The 17,838-nt window shown below is 70.1% G+C and carries 18 protein-coding genes; 10 read left to right on the top strand and 8 right to left on the bottom strand.

Annotated features, from left to right (window positions below):
• The first annotated feature begins 14 nt into the window (after positions 1–14).
• The 8 genes from ACOOE8_RS01700 (at position 15) to ACOOE8_RS01665 (ending at position 5,799) form a co-directional block, all read left to right on the top strand.
• Positions 15–1,526 carry a proton-conducting transporter membrane subunit gene (locus ACOOE8_RS01700; RefSeq protein WP_420394595.1) on the top strand — a complete coding sequence of 504 codons (1,512 nt, stop codon included), beginning with the start codon at positions 15–17 and terminating at the stop codon, positions 1,524–1,526.
• A gap of 4 nt (positions 1,527–1,530) precedes the next feature.
• A complete protein-coding gene (locus ACOOE8_RS01695; RefSeq protein WP_420393175.1) occupies positions 1,531–2,004 on the top strand; it encodes a Na+/H+ antiporter subunit E in 474 nt (157 codons plus the stop codon).
• Entirely contained in the window at positions 2,004–2,330 is a 327-nt protein-coding gene (locus tag ACOOE8_RS01690) for a cation:proton antiporter (protein ID WP_420393174.1), read from the top strand. The genes ACOOE8_RS01695 and ACOOE8_RS01690 overlap by 1 nt, the downstream gene beginning before the upstream one ends.
• Positions 2,327–2,686: a monovalent cation/H(+) antiporter subunit G gene (gene mnhG, locus ACOOE8_RS01685; RefSeq protein WP_420393173.1), complete on the top strand. Its 360-nt coding sequence runs from the start codon at positions 2,327–2,329 to the stop codon at positions 2,684–2,686. Before ACOOE8_RS01690 ends, mnhG begins: the two co-directional genes overlap by 4 nt.
• A 228-nt stretch (positions 2,687–2,914) precedes the next feature.
• Complete coding sequence (locus ACOOE8_RS01680; protein ID WP_420393172.1) at positions 2,915–3,361, top strand: MucR family transcriptional regulator; 447 nt, start codon at positions 2,915–2,917, stop codon at positions 3,359–3,361.
• Positions 3,362–4,224: 863 nt separating this feature from the next.
• Entirely contained in the window at positions 4,225–4,545 is a 321-nt protein-coding gene (locus tag ACOOE8_RS01675) for a helix-turn-helix domain-containing protein (RefSeq protein ID WP_420393171.1), read from the top strand.
• On the top strand, positions 4,542–5,306 hold the full coding sequence (locus ACOOE8_RS01670) for a DUF6456 domain-containing protein (protein ID WP_420393170.1): 765 nt from the start codon (positions 4,542–4,544) through the stop codon (positions 5,304–5,306). Before ACOOE8_RS01675 ends, ACOOE8_RS01670 begins: the two co-directional genes overlap by 4 nt.
• Before the next feature lie 76 nt (positions 5,307–5,382).
• Positions 5,383–5,799, top strand: coding sequence for a SufE family protein (locus ACOOE8_RS01665; protein ID WP_420393169.1), 417 nt, complete (start codon positions 5,383–5,385; stop codon positions 5,797–5,799).
• Here the strand turns inward: ACOOE8_RS01665 and ACOOE8_RS01660 are convergent, their stop codons facing one another.
• From ACOOE8_RS01660 to ACOOE8_RS01650, 3 genes are read right to left on the bottom strand one after another with little or no spacing between them, the layout of a single operon-like run.
• The gene (locus tag ACOOE8_RS01660; RefSeq protein WP_420393168.1) at positions 5,800–6,885 is read right to left on the bottom strand and encodes an FAD-dependent monooxygenase; all 1,086 of its coding nucleotides are present in this window, start codon (positions 6,883–6,885) and stop codon (positions 5,800–5,802) included. It lies immediately after the preceding gene.
• 16 nt (positions 6,886–6,901) lie between these two features.
• Positions 6,902–7,171 carry a zinc-finger domain-containing protein gene (locus ACOOE8_RS01655; RefSeq protein ID WP_420393167.1) on the bottom strand — a complete coding sequence of 90 codons (270 nt, stop codon included), beginning with the start codon at positions 7,169–7,171 and terminating at the stop codon, positions 6,902–6,904.
• Positions 7,172–7,182: 11 nt separating this feature from the next.
• On the bottom strand, positions 7,183–8,844 hold the full coding sequence (locus tag ACOOE8_RS01650; protein ID WP_420393166.1) for an electron transfer flavoprotein-ubiquinone oxidoreductase: 1,662 nt from the start codon (positions 8,842–8,844) through the stop codon (positions 7,183–7,185).
• 78 nt (positions 8,845–8,922) lie between these two features.
• Between ACOOE8_RS01650 and ACOOE8_RS01645 the strand changes: the two genes are divergently transcribed.
• Complete coding sequence (locus ACOOE8_RS01645) at positions 8,923–9,711, top strand: uracil-DNA glycosylase (RefSeq protein WP_420393165.1); 789 nt, start codon at positions 8,923–8,925, stop codon at positions 9,709–9,711.
• A 304-nt stretch (positions 9,712–10,015) separates the two neighbouring features.
• On the opposite strand, the gene ACOOE8_RS01640 is transcribed toward ACOOE8_RS01645, so the two are convergent.
• The 5 genes from ACOOE8_RS01640 to ACOOE8_RS01620 are packed head-to-tail and all read right to left on the bottom strand — an operon-like array spanning position 10,016 to position 16,627.
• Complete coding sequence (locus tag ACOOE8_RS01640) at positions 10,016–11,620, bottom strand: hydantoinase B/oxoprolinase family protein (protein ID WP_420393164.1); 1,605 nt, start codon at positions 11,618–11,620, stop codon at positions 10,016–10,018.
• A complete protein-coding gene (locus ACOOE8_RS01635; protein WP_420394594.1) occupies positions 11,617–12,138 on the bottom strand; it encodes a hypothetical protein in 522 nt (173 codons plus the stop codon). The genes ACOOE8_RS01640 and ACOOE8_RS01635 overlap by 4 nt, the downstream gene beginning before the upstream one ends.
• Positions 12,035–13,714: a hydantoinase/oxoprolinase family protein gene (locus ACOOE8_RS01630; RefSeq protein WP_420393163.1), complete on the bottom strand. Its 1,680-nt coding sequence runs from the start codon at positions 13,712–13,714 to the stop codon at positions 12,035–12,037. Before ACOOE8_RS01630 ends, ACOOE8_RS01635 begins: the two co-directional genes overlap by 104 nt.
• Complete coding sequence (locus ACOOE8_RS01625) at positions 13,711–15,639, bottom strand: TRAP transporter permease (RefSeq protein ID WP_420393162.1); 1,929 nt, start codon at positions 15,637–15,639, stop codon at positions 13,711–13,713. The genes ACOOE8_RS01630 and ACOOE8_RS01625 overlap by 4 nt, the downstream gene beginning before the upstream one ends.
• A gap of 37 nt (positions 15,640–15,676) precedes the next feature.
• The gene (locus ACOOE8_RS01620) at positions 15,677–16,627 is read right to left on the bottom strand and encodes a TAXI family TRAP transporter solute-binding subunit (RefSeq protein ID WP_420393161.1); all 951 of its coding nucleotides are present in this window, start codon (positions 16,625–16,627) and stop codon (positions 15,677–15,679) included.
• 217 nt (positions 16,628–16,844) lie between these two features.
• Here ACOOE8_RS01620 and ACOOE8_RS01615 point away from each other — a divergent pair, with 217 nt between their 5' ends.
• Positions 16,845–17,807, top strand: coding sequence for a branched-chain amino acid transaminase (locus ACOOE8_RS01615; protein ID WP_420393160.1), 963 nt, complete (start codon positions 16,845–16,847; stop codon positions 17,805–17,807).
• Positions 17,808–17,838 lie beyond the last annotated feature (31 nt).

Here is a 17,838-nt window from a genome sequence, read left to right as displayed (position 1 = left end):
AGACCACGGACGCGATGCTGCCCGGCGACACCGCGCTCCTCACCTGGCTCACCGTGGTGCCGATCCTCGCGCCGCTCACCGGCTCGGCCCTCGCCGTGACGCTGCGCGGCCGGCCGACCTGGCAGGCGCCCATCGCGCTCGCCGCCCTCACCGTGGCCACGCTGGCCGCGGCAGCGCTTTACGTCGTCGTCGCCCTCGAGGGGCCGCAGGTGATGGCCGCGGGCAACTGGCTGCCTCCCTTCGGCATCGTCGTCGTCCTCGACACCCTCGGCGCGCTGTTCGTGCTGGCCACCTGCGTCGTGGGCCTCGTCGGGCTCGCCTATGCTCGCCACGACATCGACGGGGAGGGTACGCGCTACGGCTTCTACGCATTCTACTGCCTGCTCATCGCTGGGGTCTGTGGGACCTTCTCCACCGGGGACATCTTCAACCTCTACGTCTGGTTCGAGGTGTTCTTGGTGTCCTCGTTCGGCCTGATGGTCCTCGGCGGCGAGCGCATCCAGATCGATGGCGCGGTGAAGTACGGCGTGCTGAACCTCATCGCGACGACGATCTTCCTCATCGCCGTCGGCGCGCTCTACGGGGTGACGGGCACGCTCAACATGGCCGACATTCGCACCGTGATCGCGGACGATCCGGGCGGACCGCTCGCCACCATCGGGGCGCTGTTCGTGATGGCGTTCGCCATGAAGGCGGCGGCGTTCCCGCTGCACTTCTGGCTTCCGGCGTCCTACCACACGCCCAAGGTGGTGGTGTCGGCGCTGTTCGCCGGCCTGCTCACCAAGGTCGGGATCTACTCGCTCATGCGCGTGATGGTCATGCTGTTCGGGGCGGAGGGCGTGCTGTTCGCCCCGCTCGTCGGCTGGATCGGGGTCGCGACCGCGATCCTCGGCGGGCTCGCCGCGCTCGCGCAGACGAACCTGAGGCGCATGGCGGCCTTCCTGGTCGTCTCCGGCATCGGCGTCATGCTGATCGGCGTTGGGCTCGGCACCGAGGCGGGGCTGGCGGGCGCCATCGTCTACGCGGTCCACTCCATCCTCGCGATGACCGGGCTCTTCCTCGCGGTGGGCGCGGCGGAGAGGCTGGGTGGCGCGGCCACGCTGTCGGGCGGCGGGCTCTACGCACGCCACGCAATAGTCGCCGCACTGTTCCTGGTGTTTGCCTTCGCAGCGGCGGGGCTGCCGCCGTTCTCCGGTTTCTGGCCGAAGCTGATGCTCGTCGAGGCGGCGTTGTCGCAGGCAGGGAGCGCGGCGGGCGTGGCAGGCGCCGTCGGGGTGATCCTGTCGGGCTTCCTGACCACGATGGCGACGGGCAAGGCGTGGGCGCTCGTGTTCCTGCGCCCCCGCGACGCCGAGGCGCGCGCCGTGCCGGAGGCCCCGGCAGGGCGGACCGCGCTCGTTCTCCTCGGCGCGCTCGTGATTGCCCTCGGCCTCGTCCCACGCGCGGTGATCGAGCCGGCGCGGGCCGGAGCTGCGGACCTCCTCGACCCCTCCGCCTACGTCACCCGCGTGCTTGAGGTCCCATAGCGCCATGGCGACGATCTTCATCAACGTGATGCTGGCCCTCGCCTGGGCCGCAATCACCGGGCACTTCGGCGTGCTCAACCTCGCCTTCGGCTTCGTGCTCGGCGGCATCGCCCTCGCGCTGATCCGCGAGGAGGCGGGCTCGGTCACGCACTTCCGGCGGACGGGGCGGGTCGTCGTCCTCGCGATGACGTTCGTCTACGAGCTCGTGAAGTCGTCAATCACCGTCGCGATCATCGTGCTGTCGCCGTCTCGCAAGTTGCAGCCGGCGATCATCGCGATGCCGCTGGAGGCCAAGAGCGACGCCGAGATCACGCTGCTCGCCAACATGATCACGTTGACGCCGGGCACCTTGTCCATGGACGTTTCGGACGATCGCCAGACGCTCTACGTCCACGCCATCGACGCGCCGGACCCCGATCAGGTCGTGCGTGACATCAAGTCGAGCTTCGAGCGGCAGATCATGAAGGTGTTCCAGTGATGAGCGGCGAAGCCTTCCTCGACGTCTGCCTCGTCGCGAGCTTCGTCATGCTCTCGGCCTCGTTCGTCCTCATCATCGTGCGCATCGTGCGCGGGCCGAGCCTGCCGGACCGCATCCTCGCCCTCGACCTCCTCGTCATGGTGGCCGTCGGCTTCATCGCAGCGTTCGGCATCCGCACCGGCTTCTCGATCTACGTGGACATCGCGATCGCGCTCGGCCTCGTCGGCTTCCTGTCGACGGTGGCGCTCGCCCGCTTCGTCCTGCGGCGCGGCGACCTGTCCATGGACGGCATCGAGGACGTCGGCGACGAGGGGAGGCAGCTATGAGTGCTCCGTCGCTCTACGTTGCCGGCGCGCTCGCCGTCATCGGCGCGTTCTTCGTTTTGGTGGCCGCGATCGGCGTGATGCGGCTCGATGACCTCTACATGCGCATGCATGCCGCGAGTAAGGCGGGCACGCTCGGCTCCGGCGTCCTCCTCATCGCGCTCGCGGTCTACTCCGCAGAGGCGGACGTGGTGCTGCGCGCGCTCGCCGGCGTCGTCTTCTTCCTCCTGACGACGCCCGTGTCGGCGCACCTTCTTGCGAAGGCAGCCTACAGCGTCGGTTACCGCCCTTGCAGCCTGACGACCCACGATGCGCTGTCCGGATCTTCGCCCCGGGACGCGAACGCCGCTGCCGACTGACGTGGGAGAGGCCTGCGCACTGACTGCGACCGCAAGTGTTCTGTCGCAGGCGTCCTGAAAGCCTCCAGAACCTTGCCCTGCCCACGTTAACTGCGGATTATTGAGAAAAGTTGTCACTATGATCTTGCAGCCGGGGCGAGGGTGCAATATCTCTCAGCCGGTCGGCATGGCACCGTCGTTGACGCGTCTATTTGACGGGCCGAGCGCATCTATAAGAATGAGTGGTCAATGTCAGAAACCGTCCATGATTCGAATCTCATCGATCTAGCAGCAGAGATCGTCTCCGCGTATGTGAGCAACAATTCGGTTGCTTCGCACGATCTTCCGAACCTGATCGGCGAGGTCTACGCTGCCTTGCAGAAGACCAACGGGGGCGAGCCCGAGCCTGAGCCCGAGCCGCTGAAGCCGGCCGTGCCCTTGAAGAAGTCGATCACACCGGACTACCTGGTCTGTCTGGAAGACGGCAAGAAGTTCAAGTCGTTGAAGCGACACCTTCGCACGCACTACAACCTCTCTCCGGAGGAGTATCGCGAGCGTTGGAGCCTTCCCGCGGACTACCCGATGGTTGCACCGAACTACGCCGCTGCGCGGTCGGAGCTCGCCAAGCGGATGGGGCTTGGTCAGCAACGCAAGAAGCCAGCGCCGCGCAGCTCGCGTAAGTCCGCCGCCTCCTGACGCCGCTCAACCCAGCCGACCCGACATCGACCTCAAAACCTTTAGGGCCACCGCGTGCATGCGCGGTGGCCCTATCCTCGTCTACGGCATCCGCTGACCTGCATCAGTGCATCGCTGCCATGACGCTGATGCGGGACGCGAGCGCGAATTTCGCCGAAGACGCCGTCGTCCCCGGCCGCCCGGTTCGAGCGACCGCCTTCAGCAAGCCAGGGGCTGCTGCGCAGTCGGCGCGAGCGCACACCGGTCCCCTAGGGCAGCGTCCCTCGCGCCCGCCACGGTTGTTCCCACCGTGCCGGATCCGCGCTCCCACACGAGCACAGCCTGCTCCGCGAGCCGCACGTCCTGAACCAGCGCCATGTGCCTGGACAAGTCGTAGGTCCAATGTCCAGCGCGACCGCGTGCCCGCTCGCGGCGGAGCTCCCGACGCAGCCGGCCGAGCCGCTGCGTCACGGTCTCGCCATTAAATCGACACACTCCGGCGAATGTTTCCTGCGCCCGAGGTGTCCCTACCTGAAGTTGTGCCCGGCTGAGGTCACGCTCAACGTTTGGCATCTCGAAGTCCCATCAAAGCGGTGAAGTCGCACTTAGTTTACCGGCCGCTGATTGAGTGAGGACAAAAGGTGAGCGATCGATCCTTGGACCTGCAGAACGGTTCTCCGTTTGGAATTAAGGTGCGTTTCCATTGGGTTGATGTTATCCCCGCCCGTTTAGTCAACCGTAAATTGCGGCGACGGCAGGGCGTTGGTCCGCCTTGGAGGGGAAAGGCGAAAGGCGTGGCAATGCAAGCAGACGAGTTGACAGTCCTCGAAGCACAACCATTCCGTTGTTCACGCCACGCCATCGATCGTGGGACGGTCCGCCGCATGATCGAGATCACCGTCGCTGCAGCGCTCAATCTTCCCGTCGACGAGCTTGGCGCGAAGACCCGAAGGGCGGCACCCGTCGCCTTCGCGCGTCAGATTGCGATGTACTGCGCTCATGTAACATTTGGGTGGTCGTTGACGGAGGCTGGTGCCGTGTTCAGTCGCGACCGGACGACCGCCGCGCACGCCTGCCGCGTGGTGGAGGACCGACGCGACTGCCCCCACATTGACGCCATAATCACCGCGGTCGAGGGTGCCTTGGAGTCGTGGCTGTCCGCGGTCGAGTTCTGCCGTCTACACGGCGGGGAGCAGCTGCAGTGAGCCCGGCTCGCGTCCTGCGGCTCCTTGGGGACCGCGTGCATCAGACCGAGACCGACGGCACGCTCGTCGTCGCGCCGACCGGCAGCCCGACCGTGCGCGTGGAGCCGTCGCTCCTGCACAGCATGGCTGCAGAGGGGCTCATCACGACCTCGGACGGCGTGCGCCGCACCGCGGCTGGCCGCGCCTGCCTACGGCGCGCGCTTGCGGAAACGCCGCAGGATGTGTTCACGGCGCAGCACCGTGAGCTCGTCGTCGAGGATCGCGGCCCCGACGCGGACGTCGTCGTCAACGCGGCCGAGTGCCCGCTTACCTGGCTCGCCACGCGGCGCGACAAGGATGGCTCGCCGATGCTGTCCGCCGAGCAGCTTCAGGCCGGCCGCCGCTTGGCCCGCGATCACGAGCGCGGCCACCAACGCGAGCGCGTCACCCAGTCCTGGGCCGGCAGTGGGGTCAAGGGCGAGGCGCGCCGCGACCGGCTTTCGGTGTCGGAGGCGGCGAACGATGCCCGTCGCAGGGTCGAGCGGGCGCTCGACGCCGTGGGTCCGGGCCTCGCGTCGGTGCTCGTCGCGGTGTGCTGCGAGGAGGTTGGGCTGTCCGTCGTGGAAAGGAAGCACGGGTGGCCGGCGCGGAGCGGCAAGGTCGTCCTGCGCCTTGCCCTCGACCGGCTCGTGGCGCACTACGGCCTCGGGCCGTACGCCCAGGGGGCGTCGCGTTCGGCGCTCGTGCGGTGGGGCGCGGCGGACTACCGGCCGCACGCCTGACCCACCCGTTCGTCGGCCACGTGCCGGTGACGGCGACCCTCGCCGGCCCCATGTTGGGGTCGCAGGGGAGGGGACCATGACACGATCGGAGGACATCGCGGAGGCGTTCGAGCTCATCGACGACTGGGAGGAGCGCTACCGCTACGTCATCGAGCTCGGGCGCGAGCTGCCGGAGTTTCCCGACGCGCTGCGGACCGAGGCCACGAAGGTCGAGGGGTGCGTGTCGAAGGTGTGGATCATGACGGGCCAGCGCGAGGACGAGTTGGCGCTCCTCGGCGACAGCGACGCGATGATCGTGCGCGGCCTCGTCGCGATCCTCATCGCGTTCTACGAAGGGCGGCTGCCCGCCGACGTGCCGACGCTCGACGTCGAGGCGTACCTGCGCCGCCTGCAGCTCGACGAGCACCTGACGCCGCAGCGCTCCAACGGCCTCGCGGCGATGGTGAAGCGCATCCGCACCGACGCGGCGCGGCTGGCATCCGAGGCCGCCTGATCACGGTTCCGGAGGTCGCCAGCCGTAGATCGGGGCGACGCGCCGTAGGATGCCCTCCGTGCCGAGGCGGTTCATCGCCGCGTCGCGAGCCCGGTCGATGGGGAAGGGCAGGTGGTAGATCGTTCCCTGCTGCACGGCGAGGCGAGCCAGCCGGCGGGTCCGACCGCGGCGCAGCGCAGCGTAGCCCTCGAGCGCGCGGGAGCACGGGCCATGCTCGCGCACGGCGTGCCTGAGCATTGCGGCATCCTCGAGCGCCATGGCCGCCCCTTGCGCGAGGAAGGGCAGCATGGCGTGGGCTGCGTCGCCGGCGAAGCCGATGCCCTGGTGGTGGAACACGTGACGGGGCCGCACGTCGATCGGCCAGGGCGCCCAACCGTCGACGTCCGCGATCCGCCGGCCGCTCGGCGTCCGCGCCAACGCGCCGGGTCCGCCGTCCCGCTCCCGGGCAAGGAGAACGCAGTTGTCCGCCCCGCCGGCAAGGGGGTAGCGTACGAAGTGGTGGCCGTGGCCCAAGGCGAGCACCGTGTCCCGCCCACTCGCCCTCCCGCGTCCGCGCCACGCCACCCAGCCGGTGGCGCGCGGCGCGTCCCCGACAACCGCACGCCGCACCGCCGAGTTGACCCCGTCCGCGGCGATCACCAAGCGGGCGATGACGTCGACGCCGCCAAGGTGCCATCCATCGCCAGCGCGCGACACCCCCTCCACGGCCGCGCCGTGCCGCACCTCGACGGAGTGGCCCGCCACGGCCCGAGCGAGCGCGCCGTGCAGCGCGGCCCTGGAGGCGGTGAGGTAGGGCGCACCGAAGCGCTGCTCCATGACAGGGCGGTACGCGAGCCGGACGAGCGGCCGCTCCCCGTGCGCTGGCAGGACGCAAAGCCCGTCCGGCGCGTCCGCTGCTAGTGCCACGACGCCCGCCGCTCCGATGGAGCCGAGCGCCTTCACGGCGTTGGGCGAGACCTGGATGCCGGCACCGGCGTTGGCCGCCTCGCTCGAACGACGCTCCAGCACGACGACGTCGTCCACGTCGTGCAGGGCCAACGCGACGGCGAGGCCTGCGATGCCGCCGCCGACCACCGCGATCGTCACGGCTTCGTCGGGCCGCTCAGCCCCTGGTGCGGATGAGGCCCCGCGCGTCGGACTCGGTCGCGATGCACGTCGCGGGGTCCGCCTCGTGGATCCCCAGCGCGGGGTCGTAGGCGAACACCGTGGAGCAGTACGGGCAGATCGCCTCGGTGTCGCCACCCATGTCGAGGAACTCGTGGGGATGATCGTGCGGCGGCAGGGCCCCCATGCACATGAACTCCTTGACGCCGATACGTACGCGGCGAACCCCCGCGTCGTTGTGGAACAAGGGCGTCGTCGCCTCGGCCATGCCCGTCTCCCCTACATGCCGATGTAGTTTGGACCGCCGCCACCCTCGGGCGGCACCCAGACGAGGTTCTGGTTCGGATCCTTGATGTCACACGTCTTGCAGTGGACGCAGTTCTGCGCGTTGATCACGAACCGCGCTTCGTCCCCGTCGGTATCCCACTCGTAGACGCCGGCGGGGCAGTACCGGGCCGACGGCCCGGCGTAGACGTCGAACTCCGACACCTTCTGCAGCTCCGGCTCCTTGAGCTTGAGGTGGACTGGCTGGTCCTCCTCGTGGTTGGTGTTGGACAGGTACACCGACGAGGCACGGTCGAAGGTGATGCTGCCGTCGAGCCGTGGGTACTCGATCGGCTTCGCCTTGTCCGCCGCCTTCAGCTTGCCGTGATCCGTGCCGCCGTGGCCGAGCGTGCCGATGAGCGAGAAGCGGCCGAGCTCGTTGGTCCACATGTCGAAGCCCGCCACCGCGACGCCGCCGACGGTGCCGAGCCTCGACCACAGCGGCTTCACGTTGCGCACGGGGTAGAGATCGCGGCCGACGTCCGAGCCCCGCCAGGCGTCCTCGTAGCCGTCCAGCGTGTCGTGGGCGCGTCCGTCGCGGATGGCGTCGGCGATGTGGTCGGCCGCCATGATGCCGGTCAGCATCGCGTTGTGGTTGCCCTTGATGCGGGGCACGTTGACGAAGCCTGCGGCGCAGCCGACGAGGCAGCCGCCCGGGAACGCGAGCTTGGGGACCGACTGGTAGCCGCCCTCGTTGATCGCCCGGGCGCCGTAGCCCTCGCGCGTGGCACCCTCCAGCATGTCCGCCATCATGGGGTGCAGCTTGAAGCGCTGGAACTCGCGGTAGGGGTCGAGGTGCGGGTTCGAGTAGTTGAGGTGCACCACGAAGCCGAGCGCCATGGTGTTGTCGCCGTAGTGGTAGAGGAACGAGCCTCCCCCGGTCGAGTTGCCGAGCGGCCATCCCATGGTGTGGACGACGAGGCCGGGCTCGAAAACCTCGTCCTTCACACGCCACAGCTCCTTAAGGCCGATGCCGTACTTCTGCGGCTCGCGTCCTTCGGCGAGGCCGAACTCCTCGATGACGCTCTTCGACAGGGAGCCCCGCACGCCCTCGGCGAGCACCACGTACTTGCCGACGAGCTCCATCCCCGGCGTGTAGCCGTCCTTCGGTTCGCCGTCGCGGCCGACACCGAAGTCGCCGGTGACGATGCCGATCACCGCCCCGTTCTCGTCGCGCTTAAGCTCGGCGGCCGGAAAGCCCGGGTAGATCTCGACGCCGAGGCCTTCCGCCACGGTGCCCAGCCAGCGGCACAAGCTGCCCAGCGAGCCGACGAAGTTGCGGTGGTTCGCCATGCGCCGGGGCATGAAGATGCCGGGCAGCGTGACCCCGCCGGAGGGACCGAGGAAGCGGAAGACGTCCCGCGTGACCTCGGTCTTCAGCGGGCACTCCTCGTCCGTGCGCCACTCGGGCAGCAGCTTGTCGAGGCCGATGGGGTCGATGACGGCACCGGACAGGATGTGGGCGCCGACCTCCGAGCCCTTCTCCACCAGCACGACCGACAACTCCTGATCCCGTTCTGCCGCGAGCTGCTTAAGTCGGATCGCCGTCGACAGGCCGGCGGGCCCCGCGCCCACCACGACCACGTCGTAATCCATGCGCTCGCGCTCGATCGTCATCGGCTCCCTCGAAGGCTTCGGCGCCGTTCTTCGACGGCGCCTTGGTGCTACAAAGTTCTAAGTCGAAGGTAGGCGGCCATGGAAGAGGCACAACCGGTTCGGGGCGCTTTGGCCCTGTTCCTGCGCGACTGCGGCGTCACGACCGAGTTGCGCGAGGTCCCGCAGAACCGCTTCGTCGCGCTCGAGCCAGCGGAGCGGCGGCCCGCCGACGACGAGGGGCCGCCGGTCCCTGCGACGGAGGAGGGGGACGACGTATCGGTCCAGGCGGCCCGTGAGGTGGCGCGCGAGGCGACCTCCCTCGAGGCGCTGCACGCGGTGGTTCGCACGTTCGAGGGCTGCCCGCTGCGTTGGCTCGCGCGCTCGACCTGCGTCGGGGAAGGCCCGGTCGGCGCACCGCTGATGCTGGTCGGCGAAGCGCCGGGCCGGGACGAGGACGAGGCGGGGCGTCCCTTCGTCGGCCGCTCGGGCCAGCTCTTGGAGCGCATGCTGGCGGCCATCGGCCTGGCCCGCGCGGACGTCTACATCACCAACGTCATCCCCTGGCGGCCGCCGGCGAACCGCACGCCGAGCCCCATCGAGACGGCGACCTGCGAGGTGTTCGTGCGCTGCGAGATCGCTCTCGTGCGGCCAACGGTGCTCCTCGCGCTCGGCGGCGCCGCGGCGAAGACGCTGTTCGCCAACGACGCCGGCATCATGCGCCAGCGCGGTCAATGGCGCCGCTTCGACGCCGGCGAACTGGAGATCGACGCCATGGCGACGCTCCACCCGGCGTTCCTGCTGCGCAACCCTGCGCAGAAGGCGCGGGCCTGGCAGGACCTCCTCGCCGTCCATCGCCGCCTCAAGGAGCGCCGCGTGCCCTTCGAGTAGGTTCAACCATTCCTGGGTCACGAACCTTCGTAGGACCTCCTCCGATGCGCTGTCTTCGAAGTCATCCGGCAGGGCGGTCGGCCTGGGACCGGACGATGGGTCGATCTGCGGCGACAGGTCGTAGAGGGCATCCAAGGTCGACGGCGTGCGCAGGGCGGTTGACGCCACCGAAGCGAGCCTCCGCTCCTTCCGCCGTCCCCGTTGGACGCCAACCCGCTGGAGGGGGCCTCGCGCCTTCACATCCGAGAAGGCTGGCAACTCGTCTTCCATTCGTGGGTACGACTTCGATCCGAACAAGTCTTTCTCAGCTGGTGATGCCGAGCCTCGCGTCACGGGCGACGTCGTCGGCGTCCCGCTCGGCGGGCGGGCCGTGGCCGCCGCCGCCGGGCGTGCGTAGGAGGATGCGCCCGCCCCGGGCAATGATGTGCTGGGCGCGGTTGTCCACCGGACGGCCGTCGATCTCCACCGCGCCGGGCCGTCCAGGGCCGCCACCGGCGAGGCCCGGCGCCGGCTCGCGCGTGCGCTCGGCGAGGAAGATCACCGAGATGGGACGCTCCGAACGGCTCTCCAGGACGATCTCCTGGCCGAGCCCGCCGCGGTGGCGTCCGGCGCCGCCGGAGTTCGGCACAAGGCGCTTGTGGTGGAACACGAACGGACTGTTCGCCTCGGCCACCTCCACCGGGGTCGAGGAAATGTTGCTCGGCCACGACAGCGCCGCCTCGCCGTCCTTGCCGGCGAGCGCACCCATGCCTCCGTTGAAGAACATCACGTTGGCGTAGGGCCGGCCGTCGTCCCGTGTCCCGGTCTGCGTCAGGCACCACAGCGGCGAGCCGACGCCGGCGATCGCGCGGTCGGGCAGCACCGGGGCGAGCGCGCCGATGACGGCGACGGGGACGTAGTGCCCGGTGCTGGAGCGCCCGCCCACCGCGGCGGGGAACCGCGGATTGAGGATGCTTCCCTCCGGGGCGGTGACCGTAAGCGGCCGGTACATGCCCTCGTTGTTCGGCACGTCCGGGACCAGCAGGCACTTCAGCGCGTAGGCCGTCATCGCGAAGGTGTAGGCGTACACGCAGTTGATCGCGCGGGGCTGCGCCGGCGAGGTCCCTGCGAAGTCGACGGTGATGGCGTCGCCGGCGACGGTGACGGCAACCTTGAAGACGAACGGCTCGTCGAGCCCGTCCGTGGTGAGCTCGTACGGGTAGGTGCCGTCCGGCAACGCCGCGATGGCCTCGCGCATGGCGCCCTCGGCGCGGGCGAAGAGCTCGCTCGCCAACTCCTCGAGGCTCGCGAGCCCGTGCTCGCCCATCACCTGCAGCACGCGCTTCTCGATGAGGTTGAGCGCGCTCACCTGCGCCCAGACGTCGCCGATGGTCTGGTCCGGCGTGCGCACGTTGGCGGCGAGGAGCGTCAGGAGCGTCTCGTCGACGGTGCCGGCCCGGATCAGCTTGGTGAGGGGGATGTGGAAGCCCTCCTCGAACACCTCTCGCGGCACGATGGAGCGAATGAAGCCGCCGATGTCGGGCACGTGCGCGGTGCTCGCGGCGAAGGCGACGAGCGTGCCATCGGCGTAGATCGGCTTCACCACGCACACGTCGTTGAGGTGTCCCGTGCCTTGCCACGGGTTGTTGGTGATGAGGACGTCGCCCGGGGACATGCCGCTCTGACCGAACGCGTTCAGGAAGTGGCGCACCGTCGCCGGCAGCGTGCCGATGAAGGACGGGATCGAGCCGCTGTTCTGGGCGAGCGCGTGTCCCTCGGCGTCGGTGAGGACGCAGGCGAAGTCGTTCGCCTCGTTCGACAGGGTGGAGAACGCGGTGCGCACGATGACGCGTGCGGCCTCGTCGACCGCCGAGATGAGCCGCGTCCAGAGCACCTCGAGCGCGACGGGGTCGACGGCGCGATCCTTCATGGGGCTCCCCCGGGCAGGTCGACGACGATGTTGCCCTCGGCCGACACGCGCGCGCGGGCGCCGGGGCCGATGATGAGCGTCGAGCCGGCCTCTTCGACGACGGCGGGGCCGTCGAACGCGGCGCCTGGTGCGAGCGCCTCGCGCCACATCACGAGCGTCGGCACGAAGCCGCCGGCCTCGCGGAAGTGGACGGGACGCTCGCGCACGGGGCGGGCGTCGCCGGGCGCGCTGCCCGCGAGGCCGCGAACCGCGGGCTCACCCGCGCGCACCACGGTGCGGATGTTGGTGAACTCGATGCCGAGCGCCGGCGGCGCGAAGGCGTAGCGCTCGCGATAGGCGGTCAGGAAGGCGTCGCGGAAGCGCTCGCGGACCGCCTCCTCGCCGTAGGGGCCTGGCGGCAGCGGGATGGTGAACTCAAAACCCTGTCCGGCGAACCGGCCATCGGCCAGCCGCTCGACCGTGGCGCTCGCGGGATCCGCCCCGGTGGCGGCGACGACCTCGCGCGCCTCCGCCTCCAGCGCGGCGAAGGCGGCCTCGAGGGCGGCGAGGTCGCAGGTGTCGACGGCGGCGGCGACGGTGGCGACGCGGTCCGCCCGCGCCGGTGCGAGGAGGAGGCCGAGCGCGGAGGCGACGCCGGCCGAGGGCGGGCAGATGACCCGCCGCAGGCCGGAGCTTGCGGGCGAGCCCGTCCGCGTGCACGGGGCCGGCGCCGCCGGTGGCGAGCAGCGCGAAGCGGGAGGCGTCGACGCCACGCTCGGCAAGGTGCATGCGCGCCGCGGCCGCCATCTGCTCCTCGACGACGTCGCGGATGCCGGCTGCAGTCTCCACGAGCGAGAGCCCGAGCGTTTCGGCGAGGCGGCCGACGGCGGCCTCCGCAGCGGTCATGTCGATGCCGAACCCGCCGCCGGCGAAGCTCGCCGGATCGAGGGAGCCGAGCAGGAAGTCGGCGTCGGTGACGGTGGGCTCGGTCCCGCCGCGGCCGTAGGCGGCGGGCCCCGGCTCGGAGCCCGCGCTCTGCGGCCCGACCTTGAGCAGCCCGAGCCGGTCGACGCGGGCGATGGACCCGCCGCCGGCGCCGATCTCGATGAGGTCGATGGCGGAGATCTGCACCGGCAGCCCCGAGCCCGGCACGAAGCGCCTCTCGCGGGCCGCCTCGAAGCCGAAGGCGATGGCCGGCTCTCCGCCCTCGATGCAGCACAGCTTCGCGGTCGTTCCGCCCATGTCGAAGGCGAGGAGGTCGCCGCCGCCATCGGCCGCCCCGAAGTGGGCCGCGGCGATGGCGCCTGCCGCCGGGCCGGACTCCAGGAGGCGGGCGGGGACCCGCTTGGCCTCGGCGACGTCGCTCAAGCCGCCGTTCGACAGGAGGAGGTGGAGCGGCGCGTCGACCCCGAGCTCGACGAGCCGGTCGCGCATCCCTTCCAAGTAGAGCCCTGCCAGGGGCTTGATGCTCGCGTTGACCGCGGTGGTCGACGCGCGCTCGTACTCGCGAATCTGCGCCGCCACCTCCGAGGAGATGGTCACCTCCACGCCGGGGAACGCCTCCAGGAGGAGCTCGGCGGCGCGGCGCTCGTGCGCGGGATGGGCGAAGCTGTGCAGGAAGACCACGGCGAGGGAGGTGGCGCCGGCCTCGACGAGGCGGCGGGCAGCGCCGAGCAGGTCCTCCTCGTCGAGGGGGACCGCGACCGAGCCGTCGGCGTGCACCCGCTCGGCGACGTCGGCGCACAGGTTGCGCGGGACGAGCGGCGTCGGCCGCTCGATGGCGAGGTCGTAGAGGTCGTACTTGCGCTCGCGACCGATCTGCAGCGTGTCGGAGAACCCTGCCGTCATCAACAGTCCGGTGACGGCACCGCGCCGCTCGATGAGTGCGTTGGTGAACAGCGTCGTGGCGTGGGCGACGCGCGTCGCACGGGACAGCTCGAGGCCGTGCGCGGCTGCGACGTGACGGACCCCGGACAGGACGCCGTCGGCAGGATCGACGTGTGTGGTGAGCTCCTTGTGGCTCCACGACCGCCCATCGGCGAGGTCGAGGACGACGATGTCGGTGAACGTGCCCCCGATGTCGATGCCGAGCGCGAGGCCCGCATGGTCGCTCATGACAAGGCCCCGGAGGCTCGACGGACCCGTGCGCGGCGCCAGCCGAGCCCCGCCACGAGGAGGAAGAGTGCGATGCCGGCGAGATCGAACGCGAGCGACGTCTCGATGAGGAGGAGCGAGGCGGCGAGCGCGGCGACGCGCTCGAGCGGGCCGAGGTCCACCGCGAACCAGCCGATGCAGGCGACCGACAGGGCGAGCACGCCCACCGAGGCGGTGACGACGGCGAGGCCGACGTCGAGCGGCGCGCCGAGCCCAAGAAGTTCTGGTCCGTAGACGAACATGAACGGGATGATGAACACCGACAGGCCGAGGCGGAAGGCGACGAGGCTCGTCTTCCACGGATCGGTGCCGGCGACCGCCGCCGCGGCGTAGGAGGCGATCGCCACCGGCGGGGTGATCGACGACTTCGCCGCGGCGTACATCACGAACATGTGTGCCGCCAGCGGATCGACGCCGATCTCGATCAGCCCCGGCGCCAGGAGCGCGGCGAGGATGATGTAGGCGCCCGACGTCGGCATCCCCATGCCGAGCACGATGCCCATGACGAGCGTGAGGACGAGCGTCACCATGAGGTGCCCGCCGGCGACGTCGAGGATGATGGACGACAGGCGCAGCCCGAGGCCGGTCAGCCCGATGAGGCCCACGAGGATGCCGCCCACCGCGCAGGCGACGGTCACGGGGCCGATGAGCGTCGGCGCGCTCGTCATCGCGGTGTAGGCGACGGTGAGGATGCGCCGACGGTTCTCCCCGTCGAGGACGAGGAGGAGCAGGACGAGGCTGAGCGTCGCCCACACCGCCGCCGTCGTCGGCGTATACCCCTCGAAGAGGTAGTACAGCATGGTGACGACGGAGAGCAGCAGGTAGCCGCGCCGGCGCAGCACGCTCCACAGCGAGGGGATCGCCTCGTCCGGGCGCGGGACGAGGCCGAGGCGGCGCGCCTCGAGGTCGACCATGAAGTAGACGCCGAGGAAGTAGAGCGCGGCGGGGATGATCGCGATGGAGATGATCGTGCCGTAGGGGACGCCGAGGAACTCCATCATGATGAAGGCGGCCGCGCCCATGATCGGCGGGGTGAGCTGCCCGCCGCACGAGGCCACCGCCTCGACGCCCGCCGCGAAGGTCCCAGGATAGCCCGAGCGCCGCATCGCCGGGATCGTGAAGGACCCCGTCGTCACGACGTTGGCGGCGGACGAGCCGGACAGCATCCCCATGAAGGTCGAGGCGACGACCGCGGTCTTCGCCGGGCCTCCCGTCAGGCGTCCGGTGAGCGCGTGGGCGAGGTCGGTGAAGAAGGAGCCCGCGCCCGAGGCGACGAGGAACGCGCCGAACAGGACGAAGTGGAACACGTAGTTCGCCATCACCGCGACGGGTACGCCGAACACGCCCTCGGTGGTGAGGTAGGTGTACTCGACGATGGTCGACACGCCGTAGCCGCGGTGCCACAGCGCGCCGGGCAGGAGGTCGCCGAACCGCGCGTAGATCAGGAAGACGGCGCACACGACGACGATGGCCCAGCCGACGGTCCGCCGCGCCGCCTCGAGGACGACGCCGATCAGCGCGAGGCCGAGGAAGAGCTGGAGCGGCGTCACCGGCGAGACGAACAGCATGCGCATGGACAGCTCGTCCGCATTGACGAACAGGTAGCCGCAGGACGCCACCAAGAGCGCGATGGCGAAGAGGTCGTAGCCGAGCCGCAGCGGCGTCCGCGCCGGGTCCTCGCGGGAGGCGTCGTTGAGGAAGAGCACCAAGAGCGCAAGGAGGAGGTGCATCGGGTAGTGCACCTCGGCGATGCCGGCGCCGAAGAAGCCCGTCCACAGGTGGTAGGCGGACATGGCGAACGCGACGGCGATCGCCATGTGGCGCAGCCGGGGCCGTGTCAGGGCGGACCGCAGCTCCTCCCAGGGGTCGGCGAGCGTCGTCGTCATCGCCGTGGCGTCGCGGGTGCCATGGGCGCCGATCCGCCTACAGGACGCCCGCCTCCTCGTAGTACCGGCGTGCGCCGGGGTGGAGCTCGAGACCCTCGACGCTCGCCATGTAGTCGAGGTCGAGGTCGCGCAGCGAGCCATGCAGGTTGCGCAGCCGGTCGATGTTCTCCGCGAGCGTCTTCGTCATCCAGTACGCCTCGTCCTCCGACATCGTCTGGCTGACGACGAGGATGAGGTCGGTGCCGGCGGTGGGCACGGCGTCATCCTGCCCACGATAGCTGCCGGCGGGGATCTCCGCGCGGGTGAAGCCCGGGTTCTCCGCCTTCATGGCGGCGAACGTCGCCTCGTCGAGCGGCAGGAAGCGGACGTCGAGGTTCTGCGCGACGTCGGCGAAGGCGGGGCTCGGCGGGTTGGTGGTGGCGGTGAAGCCGACGATGCGGCGGTCCTTCATCTCGCTCGCGCCGTAGCCCTGTCCGCCGCGTGTGATCTCAAGGTCGTCCTCGCCGAGGTTGTTGGCCGCGAGCACGGCCTTGAACGCCTCCGTCGTCACGTTGCCCACCGGCTGGGACGCGAACGCCTGGCCTGCGAGGTCGGTCACCGCGGTGACGCCGCTGTCCTTGCTGACGACGATGTGGACCTTGTTCTCCGCGAGCCGCCCGAGCGCACTGATGCCGGTGACCTTCTCGGGGAACGGCTCCATGCCGAGCTCGCCCATGCGGGGCACGATGCTCATGGAGAAGGCGAGCTCACCCATCCCGCGTGCGACGGAGATGAGGTTCGAGATGCCCCCACCCACCTCGGCGTTGGCGCGCACGCCGGCGTCGGCGAAGAGGTCGGCGAGGCCGCCTCCCATGCCGTACCAGGACCCGCCCTGGGGACCGGACAAGATGGTGATCTGCTGCGGCGGCTGCTGCGCCTGGGCGGCGCCGGCGGCGCTGACGAGCGCGGCGAGCGCCGCGGCGATGGTCCGTGACATGGTGCGGTGCATGCTCTCAGTTCTCCTCGGGCTCGACCCCTTGCCGCCACGAACGGTGTGGCGCTCGACGCTTGCAGGCTCGACTCGGGCCGGCGCGCCGCGTACCGGCAACGTGGCGCGCGACGCTCGTGGTGTGGACCCAGCATGGATTTCGGGTCACTCGATCCCACGGAGCAAGGTGCGTGCCACGGCCGCGGCCCCATACTCGACCAGACGGAGCAACCCTTCAATGACCGAAGCCCTCTCGCCCTACGTGTTCATGAACGGAGAGATCGTGCCTTGGGCGGAGGCGAAGATCCACATCTTCACGCCCGCGGCGAAGTACGGCGCGGCGGTGTTCGAGGGGATCCGCGGCTACTGGAGCGAGGAGGACGACGAGATGTACCTCTTCCGCATGGCCGAGCACGCCGAGCGCTTCGTCTACTCCCAGGTCGCCATGCGCTTTCAGGAGATCGTGCCGCCCGATGAGATGATCGCGCGCACGCTGGAGCTCGTGCGGGCCAACGACCTGCGCACGACGGTCCACATCCGCACCACCGCCTGGGTGGACGGCAACGGCGAGCTTGGCGCGCGTGGCCCGACCGGCTTCGCCGTCACTGCGGTGCCGCGCGCGCTGCCCAAGCGGGTGACGGAGGGCTGCCGCGCGCAGGTCAGCTCGTGGCAGCGCATCGCCGACGAGATGAGCCCCATGCGCATCAAGTGCAACGCGAACTACCAGAACGGCCGGCTCGCCACGCTCCAGGCGCGCACCGACGGCTACGACACGGCGATCCTGGTCAACTCGCGCGGCAAGCTCGCCGAGGGCCCGAGCATGTGCTTCGGCATGGTGCGCGGCGGCAGGCTCGTCACCCCGAGCGTCACCAGCGACATCCTGGAAAGCATCACGCGCGAGACGGTGCTGAAGCTCGCCCGCGACGAGCTCGGCATGGAGGTCGTGGAGCGCGACATCGACCGCAGCGAGCTCTACGGCGCGCAGGAGGCGTTCTTCTGCGGCACCGGGTGGGAGGTGGCGCCCATCGTCAACGTCGACGGCATCGACCTCGGCGACGGCAGGCCCGGACCCGTCGTGAAGCGACTGCAGGAGGTCTACTTCGACGTCGTCTACGCCCGCCGGGCGGACTACGCGGACTGGCGCACCCCGGTCTACGGCACCGCGCAGTCCGGTGCGACGGCGCGGGCCGCGGTCGGCTAGAGCGTTTGGGGTTAGGTGGACCCACCTAACC

The sequence above is a fragment of the Acuticoccus sp. genome (genome assembly GCF_965213555.1).
Taxonomy (GTDB): Bacteria; Pseudomonadota; Alphaproteobacteria; order Rhizobiales; family Amorphaceae; genus Acuticoccus.
This window is presented reverse-complemented; position numbering and strand designations above follow the sequence as displayed.

Bases quoted from the DNA above. Each gene is read 5' to 3' on its own strand.
- ACOOE8_RS01700 (WP_420394595.1), top strand. From the start codon at position 15: ATGCTGCCCGGCGACACCGCGCTCCTCACCTGGCTCACCGTGGTGCCG.
- ACOOE8_RS01695 (WP_420393175.1), top strand. From the start codon at position 1,531: ATGGCGACGATCTTCATCAACGTGATGCTGGCCCTCGCCTGGGCCGCA.
- ACOOE8_RS01690 (WP_420393174.1), top strand. From the start codon at position 2,004: ATGAGCGGCGAAGCCTTCCTCGACGTCTGCCTCGTCGCGAGCTTCGTC.
- mnhG (WP_420393173.1), top strand. From the start codon at position 2,327: ATGAGTGCTCCGTCGCTCTACGTTGCCGGCGCGCTCGCCGTCATCGGC.
- ACOOE8_RS01680 (WP_420393172.1), top strand. From the start codon at position 2,915: ATGTCAGAAACCGTCCATGATTCGAATCTCATCGATCTAGCAGCAGAG.
- ACOOE8_RS01675 (WP_420393171.1), top strand. From the start codon at position 4,225: ATGATCGAGATCACCGTCGCTGCAGCGCTCAATCTTCCCGTCGACGAG.
- ACOOE8_RS01665 (WP_420393169.1), top strand. From the start codon at position 5,383: ATGACACGATCGGAGGACATCGCGGAGGCGTTCGAGCTCATCGACGAC.
- ACOOE8_RS01655 (WP_420393167.1), bottom strand. From the start codon at position 7,171: ATGGCCGAGGCGACGACGCCCTTGTTCCACAACGACGCGGGGGTTCGC.
- ACOOE8_RS01650 (WP_420393166.1), bottom strand. From the start codon at position 8,844: ATGACGATCGAGCGCGAGCGCATGGATTACGACGTGGTCGTGGTGGGC.
- ACOOE8_RS01645 (WP_420393165.1), top strand. From the start codon at position 8,923: ATGGAAGAGGCACAACCGGTTCGGGGCGCTTTGGCCCTGTTCCTGCGC.
- ACOOE8_RS01640 (WP_420393164.1), bottom strand. From the start codon at position 11,620: ATGAAGGATCGCGCCGTCGACCCCGTCGCGCTCGAGGTGCTCTGGACG.
- ACOOE8_RS01630 (WP_420393163.1), bottom strand. From the start codon at position 13,714: ATGAGCGACCATGCGGGCCTCGCGCTCGGCATCGACATCGGGGGCACG.
- ACOOE8_RS01625 (WP_420393162.1), bottom strand. From the start codon at position 15,639: ATGACGACGACGCTCGCCGACCCCTGGGAGGAGCTGCGGTCCGCCCTG.
- ACOOE8_RS01620 (WP_420393161.1), bottom strand. From the start codon at position 16,627: ATGCACCGCACCATGTCACGGACCATCGCCGCGGCGCTCGCCGCGCTC.
- ACOOE8_RS01615 (WP_420393160.1), top strand. From the start codon at position 16,845: ATGACCGAAGCCCTCTCGCCCTACGTGTTCATGAACGGAGAGATCGTG.